Origin of the sequence: Marinoscillum sp. (assembly GCF_040222955.1) — a bacterium.
Classification (GTDB): Bacteria; Bacteroidota; Bacteroidia; order Cytophagales; family Cyclobacteriaceae; genus Marinoscillum.
Genome location: NZ_JAVKCA010000016.1, coordinates 129238 through 146143, shown reverse-complemented (window position 1 = coordinate 146143; position 16906 = coordinate 129238). Strand labels below are relative to the sequence as shown.

Below are 16906 nucleotides of genomic sequence, written 5' to 3'. Positions count from 1 at the left end.
CCACTTGACCCTAAAAGAACATTTTAGTAAGAACGTAGTATTGGCCTATCCGGTGGTGATTGGCCAGCTCGGACACATCATGGTGTCTGTGGCAGACACCATGATGGTAGGACGCGTAGGGGTTATTCCCCTGGCCGCCGCCACTTTTGCCGGGACTTTCTACCATGTATTGATGCTTTTTGGCATTGGCGTAAGCTATGCGGTGACTCCACTGGTGGCTGCCACCAAGGTTGGAGACCAGCCGCGATTGATGAAGTATCTTCAGAGTGGCATGGTACTGAATATCATACTGTCGGTGTTCATGATAGCCGTTGGGCTGCTGGTCAGTCCATTTTTGCAGTACTTCGGGCAGGAGGAGGCAGTAGCCATTGCTGCCAGGCCTTATTTGATGATCATGTGTGCCTCCATGATGCCGTTGATGATATTTCAGACCTACAGGCAATTTGCCGAAGGGCTTTCTGATACCTTCAACCCAATGGTGGTCTCTATTTTCGCCAATCTGCTGAATGTAGCCCTCAACTATGTGATGATCTATGGAGCCCTTGGTTTTCCTGCTATGGGGCTTATGGGTGCGGGCTATGCTACACTGATCAGCCGGGTGATCATGGCTGCACTGATGTGGTGGATGATCCGTCCACGCATGAAAGGCTTCGAGTGGACATTTGACTGGGGTCTGGCCAAAAAAATGCTGAAGATAGGAGTGCCTTCAGGAATGCAGTATGTATTTGAGGTAGGTGCATTTGCCACCGCTTCTATCATGGTGGGGTGGATCAGCGCTGAGGCACTGGCAGCCCATCAAATCGCATTAAATCTATCGGCGATTACTTATATGTGTGCGACGGGGATTGCAGCTGCGGCCACCATTCGCATTGGTAATCAGATGGGACTCAAAGATTTGAGAAACCTGAGGATTGCCGGGTATACGTCCTTCACCCTGGTGGCCATGTTCATGTCCGTTTCCGCACTGATGTTTATCCTGTTCAGAGTCGAACTCACAGGCTTTTATGTGAAAGATGCACATGTTCAGTCCATTGCGGCCAGTCTCATGATCATTGCGGCAGCATTTCAGGTGTCTGATGGAGTGCAGGCCGTCGGCTTGGGTGTGCTTCGGGGGCTCACAGACGTGAAAGTGCCTACTTTGGTTACTTTTGTTTCCTATTGGCTGCTGGCCATTCCCGGAGGCTATCTGCTCGGATTTACTTTCGATCTTGGGATACACGGGGTTTGGTATGCGCTCTCCGGGGGGCTGACCCTTGCGGGAATTTTACATATTCTGAGGTTTAGGAACCTGACCAAAAAATTGAGACTTTAAAATCTTCCTTTCCTGAATCGAACGGAAAGACAGAAGGGGGTGTCTATTTAGCAAATCCCGGAAATATGAGATACCTTTTGATATTCATAATGGCATGGATGATGGTAGGATGTGAAGAGGATTCGATGATGACGACCAGCGACATCAGGTATGGTACCTCTTTTGGCGAGTGCATTGGGTATTGCGTTCGGGAAACCACCTTGAATGGTCAGCAGATCACCGTCCAGGCCATATCCCGGGACGATGATAAGGCTACTAAAACAAAAGTAGCAGAGCTTTCCAAGGCTGAGGCGCTGGCCATCAGGTCAGGAATAGACGTGCGTCAGTTCCAGGAGTTACCCGCCACCATAGGATGCCCCGACTGTGCAGATGGTGGTGCAGAGTGGTTAGAGTTGCAGATCAATGGAGAGTCTGTTCGTGTTACTTTTGAATATGGTGCCGACATTGACGGCATCAAAGCCGGGGTGCTCCGGCTAAGGGAACTGACTCATGAAATGGATCCTGCTATGGACTGAGATGCCGTGAGGCCATCCGCATTTGTTATTCACCATTGGGGGCAGCATTTGCTGGTCATCCGACCAAAAACCCTCTTCATTAAAAAAATAATCTCCCGACTTTTCTAAAAGTCGTACTTTCACCTTTTTGCTATGAAAAATCAAAAGGCCGCGCTTGGTTTTATTTTTATCACGGTTCTGATAGATGTTACAGGTCTGGGGATCATTATTCCGGTACTTCCTCAGCTCATCACAGAGCTCACCGGAGGCACGATCAGTGATGCGTCTATCTATGGGGGCTGGCTGATGTTTGCCTATGCTTTTATGCAGTTTCTATGTGCTCCGGTATTGGGCGGTCTCAGTGATCAGTTTGGCAGGCGCCCGGTATTGCTTTTTGCCCTTTTTGGATTTGGTGTAGACTACATATTTATGGCGTTGGCCCCGACCATTTGGTGGCTTTTTCTCGGCCGGATTGTGGCCGGTGTGACTGGCGCAAGCTTTACCACCGCATCAGCGTATATCGCGGATGTATCATCACCGGAGAAAAGGGCACAAAACTTCGGGATGATCGGAGCGGCCTTTGGGCTGGGCTTCATTGTCGGTCCTATGACCGGAGGAATCCTTGGAGAATTCGGCTCCCGAGTTCCATTCTATGCAGCCGCGGCTTTGACCCTCGTCAACTGGCTGTACGGCTATTTCGTACTTCCGGAATCTCTCAGCCCGGAGAATAGGAGAAAATTTAGCTGGAAACGTGCTAATCCGTGGGGCACACTGGTGCAACTCAGAAATTACCCGACGGTGATAGGGCTTATTGCTTCGCTGGTGCTTGTGTACATAGCGGCTCACGCCACGCAGAGCACATGGGCTTATTTCACCATCGAAAAATTTAGCTGGAGTGAGGCTCAGGTGGGCTATTCACTGGCCTTTGTCGGTTTTATGATTGCTCTGGTACAGGGTGTGATCATACGGCCGGTGGTGAATAAAATTGGTCAGGTTAATGCCGTGTATGCCGGGCTGGCTTTCAATACATTAGGCTTTGTGATGATAGCGCTGGCTACTCAGGGTTGGATGCTCTATGCCATTATGATTCCTTACGCCTTTGGAGGTCTGGCCGGACCTTCGCTGCAAGGCATCATGTCTAACAGCGTCAATGCGAATGAGCAAGGCGAACTGCAGGGAGGACTGACCAGTCTTGTGAGTGTGACTTCCATAGTCGGCCCTCCATTGATGACGGGCATTTTCGGCTATTTCACAGCTGCCGAAACGGATTGGTATCTGCCTAGTGCACCATTTTATCTAGGGGCTGTATTTGCATTTCTGAGCCTGGTCTTTGCAGTGCGGACATTGAGTACTAAAAAGACGAGGTAAAAGCGTAAGCCAGTACGACGAGACACAGCACGACATGATAATTATCATGATTAATTTTTCGTGATTAGTTAATCGTTTGTCCATTTTTTCAAGTCAAATCATTTAGTTTTAGCCACAGGCTCCCAGGAGCTTATCACCGCCCTTACTGTTTGTTCAAACAGGCTTTATGTAACGTTATGAGGAAAATTTTGATAGCGGACGACCATTCGTTATTTAGCTCCGGTATGTCTGCTTTATTCGTGCGGGCGGGCTACGAGGTGGTTGGTACAGTGGAAAAGGGGAATGATGTTTTGTATGAGGTGATCACTCATCATCCTGATATTTTGATTTTGGACCTGAACCTTCCAAAGAAAAACGGATTGGAGGTACTGAAGGAAGTGCGGGCCTATAGCCGTGACCTGATCATACTGGTGGTGACCATGTACAATGATCGGACCCTGATCAATTCCGTGAGGAGAGAAGGAGCCAATGGGTATTTCCTCAAGAACAGTAATCAGACAGAACTTTTGGAAGCTTCTGCCAGATTGAAGCCCGATGAATTCATGGTCTCCGTGACTGTAGAAAATTCAAATTCGGCGGATCCGAGCGATTTAGTGGAGGATGAATTTGACCGGCTGATTAAACTTACCGTCAGAGAAAAAGAAATCCTGAAGCTTTTGGTACAAGGATTATCGTCAAAGGAAATAGGAGAGTACCTGGAAATTAGCCCCTCCACAGTGGATACTCATCGCAAAAACATGCTCAAAAAACTTTCATTCAACAAAGTCTCTGAACTGGTGAGCTATGCCTTTAGGAACAACCTGGTATAGAAGCTGGAGCATATTGCTGACTGCTTTTTGTGGCTTTCATTTGTCGGCCCAGCAGGTTCCTTTGAGTACTTCTGCTCCAAACCAGGCCATCACTGTCAATCCTTATGTGGAGGTGTATCAGACCGCTGATTCTTTGTCTGCAGAAGAGGTGATGGCCCGCATCAGAAGCGGCGACCTCAGGCAGTCTGAAAACAAGACCTCTCCCGGCTTTTCGCGGGACTTTTTCTGGATCAGGTTTACGCTGCCAGGTGGTCAATCGGGTGCCTGGGTGCTGGAACTGGACAACCCGCATATTGATTTTGTGAATCTCTTTGAGGTTAAGGGGGATGAATCCCAATTGGTAGGGAGGGGTGGAGATAAGCAGGCGTTTGGTTATCGTACGGAGATTAACCGGCGGTATGTTTTTTCCATCGTGATGACAGGGCAGCCCCGTGAATTTCTACTGATGGTTGATAAACGTAATGCCTCGGTGAGCTTTCCGCTCAGACTGTGGACGGAAGCGGCCTTCAGAACCTACGAGTCAACGACCAATTTGCTCTACGGGATTTACTTTGGGATTCTTGTTTTTGTGAGTGCCTTCAGCTTCGTGATTGGTGCCGGGATGCGGGAGCGAAATTTCCTCTCCTATGGCATTTATGTCGCAATTATTGGCATGTATATGTTTACCCAGCTGGGTTTTTCATTTCAGTATTTGTACCCTGAGTCTTCCGCTTTCAACAATTACTCGCGGGTGATTTTTTCATTTTTGCTGCTCATCACATCCATGGACTTCTTTAGCCGGCTCCTGGACATCCGGAAGTACCTGCCATTACTGAGCAAGATTTACAAAATCGGATGGGGATTTTTAGGTGTGGTTTTTGTCTTTTGGCTGTCGAACAGGTTGCTGAATCCGGACTATGCCCGGTATACTATTTTGACCCTAAACATCCTCTATGTGTTTATTCTGGCCTTTTTTGGCTCGGTGTTTTATGTGAGCCTGAAGACCTGGCGATTTCAGCGCGGCAATGTGCTGCTCGTCATGTTCGCTTTTTTTGCACTCATGGTTGGCGCTTCCATTTATATACTTATAGAATATGGTGTGGTTTCCGAAAGTTTCTTCCCGGTAAACCCAATCATTATTGGCTCGGTGTTGGAGGTTTTGATTTTGTCTGTTTCCATGGCGTATCGGGTGAAAACACTCAATGAGCGCAAGAATGAACTTTCAAACAAGCTCCTGCGTCAGCAGAAGGATTTGATGCGTGCTTTTATTCGCGGGGGTGACATGGAGCGAAAGCGTATTTCGGAGGAACTGCATGACAACATTGGCAGCAGTTTATCTCTGCTGAAAAACAGCCTGGCCGCTGAGCGGTTTGATCCGAAGATTGTGAATTCAGACATAGATGCGCTCTGCGAGGAGGTGCGCACCTTATCACATCGTCTGGTGCCCCATCAGATGGAACTGATTGGATTTTCCGAGGTGCTGGCAGACTACTGTAAGCGCTACGAGCGGGATTCAGGCATCAGAGTAGCATTGGATCAATTTGATTTTCCGGTGGTGCCGGAGCACATGTCAGTGCCGCTTTTGCGAATCGTACAGGAAGCTTTGCAAAACATCCTGAAGCATGCACAGGCCACAGAGGTAGAAATCCAGCTGGTGGGCTATCAGGATGAAATCGTGATTACCATCGACGATAATGGTGTTGGCTTTGATCCGGTACAGATGGCAGGGGGAAATGGTCTCATCAATATGCAGACCCGATGCGAATCTCTGCATGGTCATATGGATATTTCATCCCACGAAGGAAAGGGCACCAATATTCTCATGACCATTCCCTTGTACTAGGTTAACTGGTTTATGATTGCGTTTTTTCCTGAAGTTTTCGAACCACTTTCAGGAGGAGTTTCTTGGGAGTGAATTTTGCAGACCCAGCCAGTAAGGTATTCATTACCCCATGGATGGCGGTCATTTCCCCTTTCATCATGGCTTTATAGCCAAACTCAGCTACTTCCAGAGAGGTGGGGAGTTGCTTTCCTTTGAAGAGTTTGGAGTCTTCCATGTCTGCGGCTAGCTGAAACCCCGACTGTGTAGCGCCCGGACAGAGTGCTGTTACTGATACCCCATATGCTTTCCATTCTTCATAAAGCGCCTCTGAATAGGCCTGTACGTAGTGCTTGGTGGCATAATAAACTGCCATTAGGGGCCCGGGCTGGAATGCCGCCGTGGAGGAAACATTCATAATCCTACCAGATTTTCTGCCCACCATGTCCGAGCCGAAAAGTTTGGTGAGCTGTGTCAGGGCGAGGATGTTTAAGTTGATCATCATCTCTTCCTTTTCCCAGCCCGTTTCATGGTAGTTGCCAAAATCTCCGAAACCGGCGTTGTTGATGAGGTAGTCCACCTGAATGCCTGCTTCCATCACCTGATCATAAACCTCCTGCCCGGCATCCGGTATGGAAAGGTCCTTTGGGATGTTCAAAACTGAGATTCCATAAGCCGCTTCCAGTTCTTTTTTGAGTTCTTCAAGTTTGGAGGTGCTGCGGGCTATCAGTACCAGATCTCCATGGGTTTGTGCATGTATTCTGGCAAGTTCAAGTCCAATGCCTCCGGAGGCTCCGGTAATAAGTGCTACATTTTTCATAACTATGAATTGACGGCCGTTTATGGGCTTTTTCTATTCACTACAAGGTAGCTCAAAAGTATCAATACGAGGATGATTGCTGAGAAAGTATACAAGGTGACCTGGAGGGACTGCTCCAATGCCCAGCCCAGAACAATGGGGCCAAGTGCAGTGGAAACAACCATGATGGTGGTGACCATACTTTTGATTGCACCGAGGTTTTTAGGGCCATACATCTCTGCCCAAATAGCCACACCTGTTAGAGAGCTCAGACTGGCCGTCATGCCCAGGAGAATCATATAGACAAGCGCAAAAACTTTGTGCTCACCGATGGCTAAAAAAATCAACCCCACAGCCAGCGGTAGCAGGTAAAACACAAAAACTTTTCTGGCAGTGAACCGATCGATCAGTGAGCCTCCCAAAAAAGAGGTGACTACCTTTGAAACCCCATAGCCAATAAAGGTAAAGGCCATCCAGTCCAGGGTCCAGCCCTTTGCCTGGGCAATAAGGTTTTGATGAATGAAAATGCCGGTGATGAAAAACGGAAGAAAGATAATCACCGGCACAGTCAGGTAAAAATGGGGGTCTTTGAGAACCTGCCTTCTGGTGAAATCATTAACAGGGGTACTGTTGTTGATAGCTCCTGATTCTTCCTGCCCTGGAAGGTGGTTTCTAATCAGGAGATAAGCACCCGGAATGAAAACCAATAGGACACCCGCCCCCATGATGAGCCAGGCATTTTCCCAGCTATAAAGCCCGATTAACCCCACAAAAATGAGTGGCATGAAAGTTTCAGCCAGCGAAAGACCCATACTGGCCAGGGAAAGGCCTTTTCCTCTGTTTTTGGTAAAAAACTTGGCAATGGCAGTAGAGCCAATCAACACCATACTTCCCTGACCAAAAAATCGCATCAGAAACAGCGCGGGTAGCAGCAATGCATAGCGGGCACTGAAAAACATAAAAAGACAGGCCGTAATCAGTCCCAAACCCCCGAGGACGCTAAGTGTGGAAAGTCTGGCCCTGTCCACCCATCCGCCGACCAACGGCAGGACCAATGCACTCGAGATGGTGGCAATGGCGTACCTGTTGCTAAAACCAAGACTGGTAAGGCCCATATCCCGCAATAAGTAAGGGACACTCACGCTAATGAGAAAGGTCTGGCCAATGGCCGAAAAAAAATAATGTAAAGCACCGTATCCAAGGATTTGAGGGTGTTTTTTGACAATGTGTAGATAGGACATGGCAGGCTCTAAAGGTGGAGATAAATCTAGTTTAAAACTGTGTAAAATATACGCACAATATTGGCGGATTGACTTTTCGTATGGCTGATTTCTCCTGGCTTGTTGAGCTTTTGTTGGCTTCACAACGATCGTTCACTCATTGTTCGTCATATTACCCCCATTCACCGAAATAGTTTGAGGAATGCCCCACTCTTCCCTAATTTCATCAACTTAACAGCTAAGTGAACCTATATGGAAAATTCAACAGGAGAATCAGAAAATACACTTTCCCGGCAACTGAGGTATCTCCAGAGTGTGATCACGCTCAAGGATATGATGGATGAGGAAAACCTCAACATTGTTTATCTGGGAAGAGTCACTCAGTCCACCATAGATGGCATAGCTGATATGACCAAAGAAGGCATTTCTGAGAAAGGGGAAAATAGCCTGGTGACCAAAAGGGTTTATCATGTGATGATAGAATCCCTCCAGAATATCTGCAAGCATGCCGACAGCAAAGCCAGTTATACCTCGGACAGCCTGGAAGAGGGGTTGGCCAAAGAGGGCGTTTTCCTCATTGGCGATAACGAAACGGAGTATTTTGTGACCACTGGCAATCGAATCTCCATGCCCAATGCCATCCGGCTTAGGGATGTACTGGACAAAATCAATGAATTAGACAGAGATGAGATAAAAGCACTCTATAAAACCGCCATGATGAACTCTGAGCTTTCTGAAAAAGGAGGTGCGGGTCTGGGCTTTATAGACATGGCCAAAAAAACAGGCACTAAGTATGAGTATTATTTCGAGCCGCTCGATAATGAATCCTGCTTTTTTATCCTGACCATCAGGATCACCAAAAGGTAATTTCTGACCATAGATACCCTGATACAGAGACGGTCTTTATTTAAAAACTACAATTAAGGTAAAAATAATTCCTCGTTGATTGATTTAGGAAAATATATTAACTACGTTTAAGGTAAATATTATTTGATATGGGAAAACATCAGTTGGGTGAATTTGAGGAAGTGGTGCTGCTCACCGTTGCCATTCTTCAGGGGGACGCCTATGGGATAGCCATCATTGAGGAGATGGAGACCCGACTGGACCGCAAGGTGAGCATAGGGGCACTGCAAACGGTACTGCGGAGGTTGGAAAAGAAAGGATATCTCAAATCCGAATTTGGGGAAGCCACGGCCATACGCGGAGGTAAGCGCAAGCGGTTTTTTGCACTGACCCAGCATGGGCGAATGATTCTTCAGGAAACCAAAGAACAACGCCTGAGTCTCTGGAATGCTATCCCGGATTTGTCCTTAAAAGAGTCATGAGTGATCACCGGCCACCAGAGTGGATGCTTCGTTTTTTTCGTTGGTTTTGCCATCCGGACTATGTGGAAGATATAGAGGGGGATCTGGAGGAGCGTTTCGCCACATATACTCAGACCAGTGGTGTGAGAAGGGCCAAATGGCTTTTTATGAGAGAAATCCTGAAACTCTTTAGGCCAGGGCTGATCAAAAAATATGATTCCAACATTCAATTTACCCCATACGGTATGCTTCACAACTATTTGAAAATTAGTTTTCGAAATATCCTCCGACACAAGACATTTTCGGCACTCAATATCGCCGGACTCAGCGTGGGCATCGCCAGCTGCATCCTCATTCTCATCTATGTAAACAACGAGCGTTCTTACGACACTTACCACAAAAAATACGAACGGATTCATCGCGTGTTGCACTATTTTGGGAGCCGGGAAGGTGAGATGGATTTTGACACACTTGCCGAGAGCGATTACATCGTTTGGGGAAATGCGCCAGTGGCCCCGGCCTTAAAAAGTTATTTTCCTGAAATAGAAACGGTCTTTCGGTTTACCAGCCCCAGTCCGTGGCTGGTGTCTTATAAAGAAAAGACTTTCAGTGAAAACAACATCGTTTTTGCGGACTCCACGGCTTTTGAGATCTTTGATTGGTCCATCATCGCTGGTGATCCCAAGACGGCATTGGTGAGGCCCAACACCATAGTACTCACTAAAAAATTGGCTGAGAAATATTTTGGAGAGGAGAACCCGATAGGTCAAACATTGATAATGGATACTGAGGATCCATTTGAAGTGACCGGAGTTATTGACATTCCTACCAACTCCCATTTCTCGTTCGATGCCATGATCTCAATGACCACTTTTAAGAGCATGAGGCCGGAGATTTTTGACAACTGGGGGTACGTAGATTTTTATACCTACTTCACCGTGCGACCAGGGGCCAATGTGGATGAGTTTGCTGCCAAAGTGCCTGATTTCCTGGAGAAGAACTTCACAGCGTCTTTCAATTATTATGTGAGAATGGAACCCCTGAGCGAGGCTTATTTGCACTCTGAGGCGGGGCGGCAGCCCGGGCCGGTAGGGAGTCTCAACAATATCTTCATATTTACGTCTGTGGCTATTTTTATTCTGCTCATAGCGTGCATTAATTTCATGAACCTTTCAACGGCCCGGTCTGTGGAGCGCGCCAAAGAGGTGGCGATTCGGAAAACCATTGGCTCCCTCAAAAGTGCCCTGATTTTTCAGTTTTTGGTGGAGGCCATGCTGGTGAGCTTTTTGGCAGCCTTAGTGGCCATAGGGCTTGTACTAATTGGTCATCCTTACCTGGAGCTGTTGTCGGGAAAATCATTGCCAATTGACTGGCTATTTACCCTGAAGAATGCTGTTCTGGGAATCTTTTCTCTGCTGACCCTGGGGCTGATTGCCGGTTCTTATCCTGCGTTTGTTTTATCCGGTTTCAGGCCTGTTAGTGTACTCAAAGGCTCCTTCAAGACATCTTCCAATGGAATCTGGCTTAGAAAGGCCCTGGTAAGCCTGCAGTTTGCACTGTCAGTGATCTTGCTGGTGGGTACTGCAGTGGTCTATTCTCAACTCGACTATCTGCGAAATCATGACCTGGGCTTCAATCCTGATCGGGTACTGGTCATTGATTATGGCTACGACAGTATCGTACAAAGGAAGATTGAGGTAATCAAAAGAGCGATGAAGCAACATCCAAGTGTGGTGGAAGCCTCGGCATCACGAGCAACACCAGGGGACTTTTTCCCTCATGCGGGCACCGGGGTGGAGGAGCCTTCCGGAGAGATGAGCTATCAAAGTCCGGCGATTTACGAAATAGATGAGGATTTCGTAAGCACGTTTCAGATGAACCTAATAGCGGGAAGGACTTTTTCAAAGGACTTTCCATTGGATTCCAGCAACGCACTGATACTCAATGAATCGGCCGCCAGGCTATATGGCTACACCGATCCGGCTGATGTGGTTGGCAAGTCCTTTGAGCAGTGGGGGCGGAAGGGCAAGGTAATTGGTGTCATCCAAGACTTCAATTATGTATCTCTTCACAACAAAGTGGAGCCATTGTCACTTCGTTATGGTACCAGGGGGAATATAGCCATGCTCTCTTTAAGGCTCAACTCGGACAATTATGCCAGTACATTGAGTGAGCTTGAAGAAATCTGGAATCAACTGGTGCCTCACCGGCCATTTGACAATCACTTTCTGGATCAAAACTTCAATGCACAATATGAGGCAGATGCGCGGTTTGGTGTCATCTTCACCATTTTCTCAGGTCTGGCTGTATTTGTCGCCTGTCTCGGTCTGTTTGGGTTGACTATTTTCAGCACCGCTCAGCGAACCAAAGAGGTGGGAATTCGCAAAGTACTTGGTGCATCTACGGTGAGTATCGTGAGACTGCTTTCAAGAGATTTTCTACAACTCTTTGTCTTGTCACTTTCAGTGTCCATTCCATTGTCGTGGTACATCATGACCAGGTGGCTGGAAAACTTCGCCTACAGCATATCCATCGGTTGGGAGATTTTTCTTTTGTCGTCCATCGTCATACTGGTCATCTCTCTGGTCACTATGAGTATGAAAACCATCGGTACGGCACTTTCCAATCCCGTAAATGCTTTGAGGGATGAGTAATTTTTGTTCGTTTCAATAGGAGCTTGAAGAGGTATAAAAGAAGCCTTCATAAATTGATGTAAGAGTTTTGGCCAAACAATAACCCTCCCAGGAGATTGAGTGCAGCAAGTGTTAAAATCTTTTTAGTCACGATGTTAGGCTTGGTGAAAGGTGTGCATCGCGAATGGGTTGTCGTCTAAGACTGACATATCCATTTAAGTTTTGTAATTGCAGAAAATCTATAACGTACGGTTTATGGGAGTTGGATATTGTGGTTTTTCATTGGCTGTGATTTTGTATTTCTTACTAAATACCAGAACAAATAAAAGTTCTTCTCGTATATTAGTTCTACAATTTAGTATGATACTGCTTGGATATGAAGGAAACACGATTAGGAGAATTTGAAGAAGTCATCTTACTACTGGTAGGGATACTGGGAGAGGAGGCTTATGCTTTCAAAATTGCTGAAGAATTCCAGGCTCAGTCAGGGCGGGCTTCTTCTATTGGTTCGGTACACTCTACGTTGGATCGACTGAAGGAAAAGGGGTTTCTGACCTCTGAAATGGGCCAGCCAACCGCTGAGCGGGGTGGGCGACGTAAGCGGATTTATTCCATTACGGCAGAAGGGAAGACAGCACTGACTTCTTCCAGGGATTTCAGGCTGTCTCTATGGAACCAGTACCCCGGATTGTCTGTAGATCAGTTAAGTTTTCTTTCCTGAGGCTTGAAAAATAAGCACCCCATACCCCCCAAAGCGGCTACCCGCCTACTCACCTGGCTTCTGCGATCAGATATGACCGAGGAAGTGTTGGGAGATCTGGAAGAGAAATTTTATTCAGTAGCTGAGCATAAATCCTTCTTAAGGGCAAAACTCAACTACTGGTACCAGGTACTCAACTACCTGAGGCCTTTTGCAATAAAAAAATCAAAGTCAACAAGCATCCAATCTACTATGGTACGTCACAACCTCACCCTTACCTTCAGAAATTACAGAAAGTATAAGACTCAGTTTTTGATCAATCTTACAGGTCTGTCCACCGGCCTGGCATGTGTGCTGTTCATCAGCCTTTGGGTGGCTGATGAACAGAGTGTGGATCAGTTTCATGAACATAGGGACCAGTTGTACCAGGTCATGTCCAATCACAGCGATGCCAGCGGCATTCACACACTGAGAGGTGTCCCCGGAATGCTGTTGGAGGAAATCCAGGCCAAAGTGCCGGAGGTCCGGTATGCAACCGCCTCTACAGACACCCATGAATTCACCCTTTCTTCAGAGGAGTCCTATTTCAAAGCCGATGGAAAGTTTGCCAGTGAGGATTTCTTACAGGTATTTTCCTACCCTTTGGTGGAAGGGGCAGGCATTTCTGATAAGTCCGGGATTCTCATTTCAGAATCGCTGGCGATGCGCATTTTCAAGAGCACCCATGTCACAGGCAAGTCGTTAGTCTGGCATTTTTTTAATAAGAAAAAGGCGGTTGTGGTAGCCGGGGTCTTTCAATCTATTCCTCATAATTCTTCTGATAATTTCGATTTTGTCATGTCCTGGGACTTTTTTCATGATGACCTCATAACCTATAAAAACTGGTTTAATTACTATGGAAGGATTGCCGTGGTACTGAATCCATCAGCGGATCCGAAAATGGCCACCGACAAGATAGACGCACTGCTGAAAGAACACCAGCAAGATGGAAAAGTGGACTTGTTTTTGACCCGCTACAGTGACCTTTACCTGCATGGCAAATATGAAAACGGGGAGCAAGCCGGTGGCCGGGTGGAGAATGTGGGTCTGTTTAGGATCATTGCTTTATTCATCCTGTTTATCGCCAGTATCAATTTCATCAATCTTTCCACGGCCAAAGCCACACATCGCATCAAAGAGATCGGGGTGAAAAAATCACTCGGGGCTTCCAGGGGGTCGTTGATGGGGCAGTACTTTACAGAGTCCCTCATGCTGAGTCTCCTGTCTGTGGTGGTGGCATTTCTACTGGTGTGGCTGTTGCTTCCTCAGTTCAATTTTCTGGCTCAGAAACAGCTCACATTAAACCTCACATGGCCGGTGATCCAAACCGCGGGATTGTTAATCATAGTAGTGGGGGTGGTGGCCGGTAGCTACCCAGCCTTGTATCTGTCCGGTCTCAAGGCCATCGAAGTACTAAAAGGTAAGTTGTCACGGAAAACCGGAGAGGTTTGGGGGCGAAAATCGCTGGTGGTCATTCAGTTTTCTCTGTCCATTATACTTATCGTATCTGTGCTGGTGGTGTACCAGCAGATGGAATTTGTAAAGAAGAAAAATCTGGGATATGATCGAGAAAACCTGGTCTACTTCGAAAGAGAGGGCAGGCTTATGGATCACTCAGATGCCTTTGTGGCGGAGTTGAAGAATATCTCTGGTGTTACCCATGCAGCCCTCTCGGGGTTTAATGTAGGAGGAGGAAATTCTACTGGAGGAATTAGCTGGCCTGGTAAAACGCCTGAGGATCAGATTCAGTTTTGGGAAATCAACTCAGGAAATGGTTTGGTGGAGATGTTGGGACTGGAGCTGGTGACAGGCCGTGCGTTTTCTGCTGAGTTTGGAGCCGATTCCTCGAGTGTCATTTTTAATGAAACGGCCATTGCGGCCATGGGAATGGCAGACCCTTTGGGAAAAATCATTTCACATTACACTGGCGATAAGAAGATCGTGGGGGTAGTAAAGGACTTTAATCTGGTATCACTGCACACCCGCGTGGAGCCCATGGTCTTCCTGTACAAGCCAGCTGATACGCACTGGGTCATGGCCAGGCTGAAGCCGGGAAACGAAGTGGCTACCATCCAGGAAATGGGTTCACTTTACGAATCATTTAATCCGGGATACGTCTTCAAGCCGCAGTTTGTGGATCAGGATTATCAGGCGCAATATGCTGCCGAAGAACGTGTAGGGGTGTTGTCGAGGTATTTCGCAGGGTTTGCTGTTCTTATTTCTTGCCTGGGTTTATTTGGATTGGCGGCCTTCACGGCAGAGCGGCGTACCAAGGAAATCGGAATCAGAAAGGTGATGGGCTCCAGTGTCCTGGGTATTGTTTATCTGCTTTCCCTGGATTTCACCAAAATGGTACTCGTGGCGGCCATGATTGCTATGCCGATCAGCTATTTTATTGCTGCTGACTGGTTGGAAGACTTTGCATTCAGAATTGGTCTTGAATGGTGGTTTTTTGCACTGGCCGGCCTGAGTGCCTTGCTGGTGGCATGGCTGACTGTAGCACTTCAGACCATCCGGACGGCCAGAATCAACCCGGTAGAATGCCTGCGAAACGAATAAATTCCCTCAATTAATACTGAAAATACTGGTTGCATCCCTCATCATCCAGGGTAGAGTTCATGGTTTTGAGATACTCAATGATGGTTTCTGCGGTGGTTAGTCCTTGTATTTCTGCCTTTTCCAAGGGAAAATACTGGTCGTAAACTGCCGGAATGTAATCGTTGATGCCGATGGTGACGAGCTCCTCTGGTGGTATGGCCTTCCCATCCAGATAAAGCGTGAGGTTTTGTCCGCTCTGCTGAAAAGTGACCCCTGATACATGCAGACCGGCTCGGGTTTCGGTGAAAAAGTCACTCACCTCCTGTGCCGTCATGGTGAAAATCACACTTTGATTGTTGAAGGGATCCATGTTGTATATTTCCAACGTGGTGATGTCTCCCGCATCAATGTTGGAGCGTATGCCGCCACCATTCTGGAAGGACATGTCTACCTGCAGATAGTCCTTGAGCGCAGCGGTATAAAAACAGCCCAACTCGTTGCGATCGTGATCAGAGAGGGCCACGCCAATTACCTCGTTAAACTGAGGGGCATTGTTGTAAGTGGCTATGAGTGCTGACAAATCCTTGTCGCGCTCAGAATATTCATGGAGATCGATAAAGGAGACCTCTGAGCTGGTGATACGGGCCTTGTCCACGATCAGATCCAGACGTCCGAGCAGTGCCAGGTAGGAGCCCGCCTGCACTACCGGTGCATCGTTGATCACTACATTGACTTTTTGGTGCGAGTGGCCGCCAATGACCGCATCCAATTCTGGAAAGATTTCAGCCAGCTCCAGGTCATTTTGCGTGCCCAGGTGCGTCAGTGCGATGAGTACGTCTGAGTTTTCTTCTTCCTTCAGGTTACGATGAGTGTTCAGCACATCAGTGTGCCTTCTGAATTGCATTTCGGTGACGCGCCAGGGATGGGTGGCGGGTATGATGGCTCCTGGTTTCCCAAAGGTTTCTACGAGCCCCAGAAAAGTCACTTTCAGGTCTCCAACAGCTATTGTTGTGAAGGCATCAGGCTGTGGAACCCCACTGTCTTTCATGTTTACGTTGGCACATACCCAGTCAAATTCGGCCTGCAAGACCCTGTTTTTGAGGTGATCCGGTCCATAGTCAAACTCATGATTGCCCAGCACCGACACGTCAAATCCAGTTTTGTTCATGATGTCAATCATTGGATAGCCCTTTTCCTCATATTGATCTACGATTGGGTTGCCCGAAAACATATCGCCGGCACAAACCAACAATACGTGTTCGTTGGTTTCTTTCTCCTTATCCACAAGGTGCTTGATTTTGGAAAAATTGTTGAGCTGGCCATGTTGGTCATTGATGAAAAATATGGTGAGGGTATCTGCAGTGCTGGATGGCTGTTCGGGATCTATGGTGGCATGATCACCACAGGATAGGAGAACTAAAACAAAGAGCAGATAGAGGTATCGTTTCATATCGGAGCTTACTGAATGACAAACATAAGGAATCCGGTTATCCTTTATTTGCTTAACAATAGTGAAACTAATACATTACATTCACGTTTGTTAAGTAAATAATTTGAAAATGAAAGAGCAGTCTCTCGGAGAATTTGAAGAACTGGTATTGCTAATGGTGGCAGCGCATCATGATGAGGCTTATGGTGTACTTATTTTGGAAAGTCTGGAAGAAAAGCTGGACAAGAAAGTCAATATCAGCGCCATACATGTGGCACTGAAACGCCTGGAGAAAAAGGGGTTTGTTAATTCTCGCTTTGGGGGGATCACCACAGACCGGGGCGGAAGGCGAAAGAAGTTTTATGTGATCAGTGCACTCGGCAAGAGTATGCTGGATAAACAATACGCCCTGCGCACGAGCATCTATCAGGAGATCCCAAACATATCTTTCAACTAACCC

The 16906-nt window shown here is 47.2% G+C and carries 14 protein-coding genes; 11 read left to right on the top strand and 3 right to left on the bottom strand.

Annotation, left to right across the window (positions count from 1 at the left end; genetic code table 11):
- Positions 1-4 precede the first annotated feature (4 nt).
- From RIH33_RS14140 to RIH33_RS14120, 5 genes are all read left to right on the top strand, one after another.
- Positions 5-1312, top strand: coding sequence for an MATE family efflux transporter (locus tag RIH33_RS14140; RefSeq protein WP_406650965.1), 1308 nt, complete (start codon positions 5-7; stop codon positions 1310-1312).
- A gap of 65 nt (positions 1313-1377) precedes the next feature.
- Complete coding sequence (locus RIH33_RS14135) at positions 1378-1827, top strand: hypothetical protein (protein ID WP_406650964.1); 450 nt, start codon at positions 1378-1380, stop codon at positions 1825-1827.
- Between the two features lie 132 nt (positions 1828-1959).
- Positions 1960-3174, top strand: coding sequence for a TCR/Tet family MFS transporter (locus RIH33_RS14130; protein WP_406650963.1), 1215 nt, complete (start codon positions 1960-1962; stop codon positions 3172-3174).
- A 176-nt stretch (positions 3175-3350) separates the two neighbouring features.
- Complete coding sequence (locus RIH33_RS14125; RefSeq protein WP_406650962.1) at positions 3351-3983, top strand: response regulator; 633 nt, start codon at positions 3351-3353, stop codon at positions 3981-3983.
- A complete protein-coding gene (locus RIH33_RS14120) occupies positions 3958-5805 on the top strand; it encodes a 7TM diverse intracellular signaling domain-containing protein (protein ID WP_406650961.1) in 1848 nt (615 codons plus the stop codon). Before RIH33_RS14125 ends, RIH33_RS14120 begins: the two co-directional genes overlap by 26 nt.
- A 10-nt stretch (positions 5806-5815) precedes the next feature.
- Here RIH33_RS14120 and RIH33_RS14115 read toward each other — a convergent pair whose 3' ends face one another.
- Together RIH33_RS14115 and RIH33_RS14110 are read right to left on the bottom strand one after the other, a co-directional pair.
- Positions 5816-6601, bottom strand: coding sequence for an SDR family NAD(P)-dependent oxidoreductase (locus tag RIH33_RS14115; RefSeq protein WP_406650960.1), 786 nt, complete (start codon positions 6599-6601; stop codon positions 5816-5818).
- 20 nt (positions 6602-6621) lie between these two features.
- Complete coding sequence (locus tag RIH33_RS14110; protein WP_406650959.1) at positions 6622-7821, bottom strand: nitrate/nitrite transporter; 1200 nt, start codon at positions 7819-7821, stop codon at positions 6622-6624.
- 231 nt (positions 7822-8052) lie between these two features.
- Between RIH33_RS14110 and RIH33_RS14105 the strand changes: the two genes are divergently transcribed.
- From RIH33_RS14105 to RIH33_RS14085, 5 genes are all read left to right on the top strand, one after another.
- A complete protein-coding gene (locus RIH33_RS14105; protein WP_406650958.1) occupies positions 8053-8667 on the top strand; it encodes a SiaB family protein kinase in 615 nt (204 codons plus the stop codon).
- A 128-nt stretch (positions 8668-8795) separates the two neighbouring features.
- A complete protein-coding gene (locus RIH33_RS14100) occupies positions 8796-9128 on the top strand; it encodes a PadR family transcriptional regulator (protein ID WP_406650957.1) in 333 nt (110 codons plus the stop codon).
- Positions 9125-11761, top strand: coding sequence for an ABC transporter permease (locus RIH33_RS14095; protein WP_406650956.1), 2637 nt, complete (start codon positions 9125-9127; stop codon positions 11759-11761). Before RIH33_RS14100 ends, RIH33_RS14095 begins: the two co-directional genes overlap by 4 nt.
- A 355-nt stretch (positions 11762-12116) precedes the next feature.
- Entirely contained in the window at positions 12117-12461 is a 345-nt protein-coding gene (locus tag RIH33_RS14090) for a PadR family transcriptional regulator (RefSeq protein ID WP_406650955.1), read from the top strand.
- 3 nt (positions 12462-12464) lie between these two features.
- The gene (locus RIH33_RS14085; protein WP_406650954.1) at positions 12465-15038 is read left to right on the top strand and encodes an ABC transporter permease; all 2574 of its coding nucleotides are present in this window, start codon (positions 12465-12467) and stop codon (positions 15036-15038) included.
- Between the two features lie 10 nt (positions 15039-15048).
- On the opposite strand, the gene RIH33_RS14080 is transcribed toward RIH33_RS14085, so the two are convergent.
- Complete coding sequence (locus RIH33_RS14080; RefSeq protein WP_406650953.1) at positions 15049-16467, bottom strand: bifunctional metallophosphatase/5'-nucleotidase; 1419 nt, start codon at positions 16465-16467, stop codon at positions 15049-15051.
- A 109-nt stretch (positions 16468-16576) separates the two neighbouring features.
- Here RIH33_RS14080 and RIH33_RS14075 point away from each other — a divergent pair, with 109 nt between their 5' ends.
- Positions 16577-16903, top strand: a complete 327-nt coding sequence (locus tag RIH33_RS14075) for a PadR family transcriptional regulator (RefSeq protein WP_406650952.1) — start codon at positions 16577-16579, stop codon at positions 16901-16903.
- Positions 16904-16906 lie beyond the last annotated feature (3 nt).

Coding starts and splice junctions, on each gene's coding strand:
- RIH33_RS14135 (WP_406650964.1), top strand. CDS start 1,378: ATGAGATACCTTTTGATATTCATAATGGCATGGATGATGGTAGGATGT.
- RIH33_RS14105 (WP_406650958.1), top strand. CDS start 8,053: ATGGAAAATTCAACAGGAGAATCAGAAAATACACTTTCCCGGCAACTG.
- RIH33_RS14080 (WP_406650953.1), bottom strand. CDS start 16,467: ATGAAACGATACCTCTATCTGCTCTTTGTTTTAGTTCTCCTATCCTGT.
- RIH33_RS14115 (WP_406650960.1), bottom strand. CDS start 6,601: ATGAAAAATGTAGCACTTATTACCGGAGCCTCCGGAGGCATTGGACTT.
- RIH33_RS14130 (WP_406650963.1), top strand. CDS start 1,960: ATGAAAAATCAAAAGGCCGCGCTTGGTTTTATTTTTATCACGGTTCTG.
- RIH33_RS14075 (WP_406650952.1), top strand. CDS start 16,577: ATGAAAGAGCAGTCTCTCGGAGAATTTGAAGAACTGGTATTGCTAATG.
- RIH33_RS14100 (WP_406650957.1), top strand. CDS start 8,796: ATGGGAAAACATCAGTTGGGTGAATTTGAGGAAGTGGTGCTGCTCACC.
- RIH33_RS14125 (WP_406650962.1), top strand. CDS start 3,351: ATGAGGAAAATTTTGATAGCGGACGACCATTCGTTATTTAGCTCCGGT.
- RIH33_RS14095 (WP_406650956.1), top strand. CDS start 9,125: ATGAGTGATCACCGGCCACCAGAGTGGATGCTTCGTTTTTTTCGTTGG.
- RIH33_RS14110 (WP_406650959.1), bottom strand. CDS start 7,821: ATGTCCTATCTACACATTGTCAAAAAACACCCTCAAATCCTTGGATAC.
- RIH33_RS14090 (WP_406650955.1), top strand. CDS start 12,117: ATGAAGGAAACACGATTAGGAGAATTTGAAGAAGTCATCTTACTACTG.
- RIH33_RS14120 (WP_406650961.1), top strand. CDS start 3,958: ATGCCTTTAGGAACAACCTGGTATAGAAGCTGGAGCATATTGCTGACT.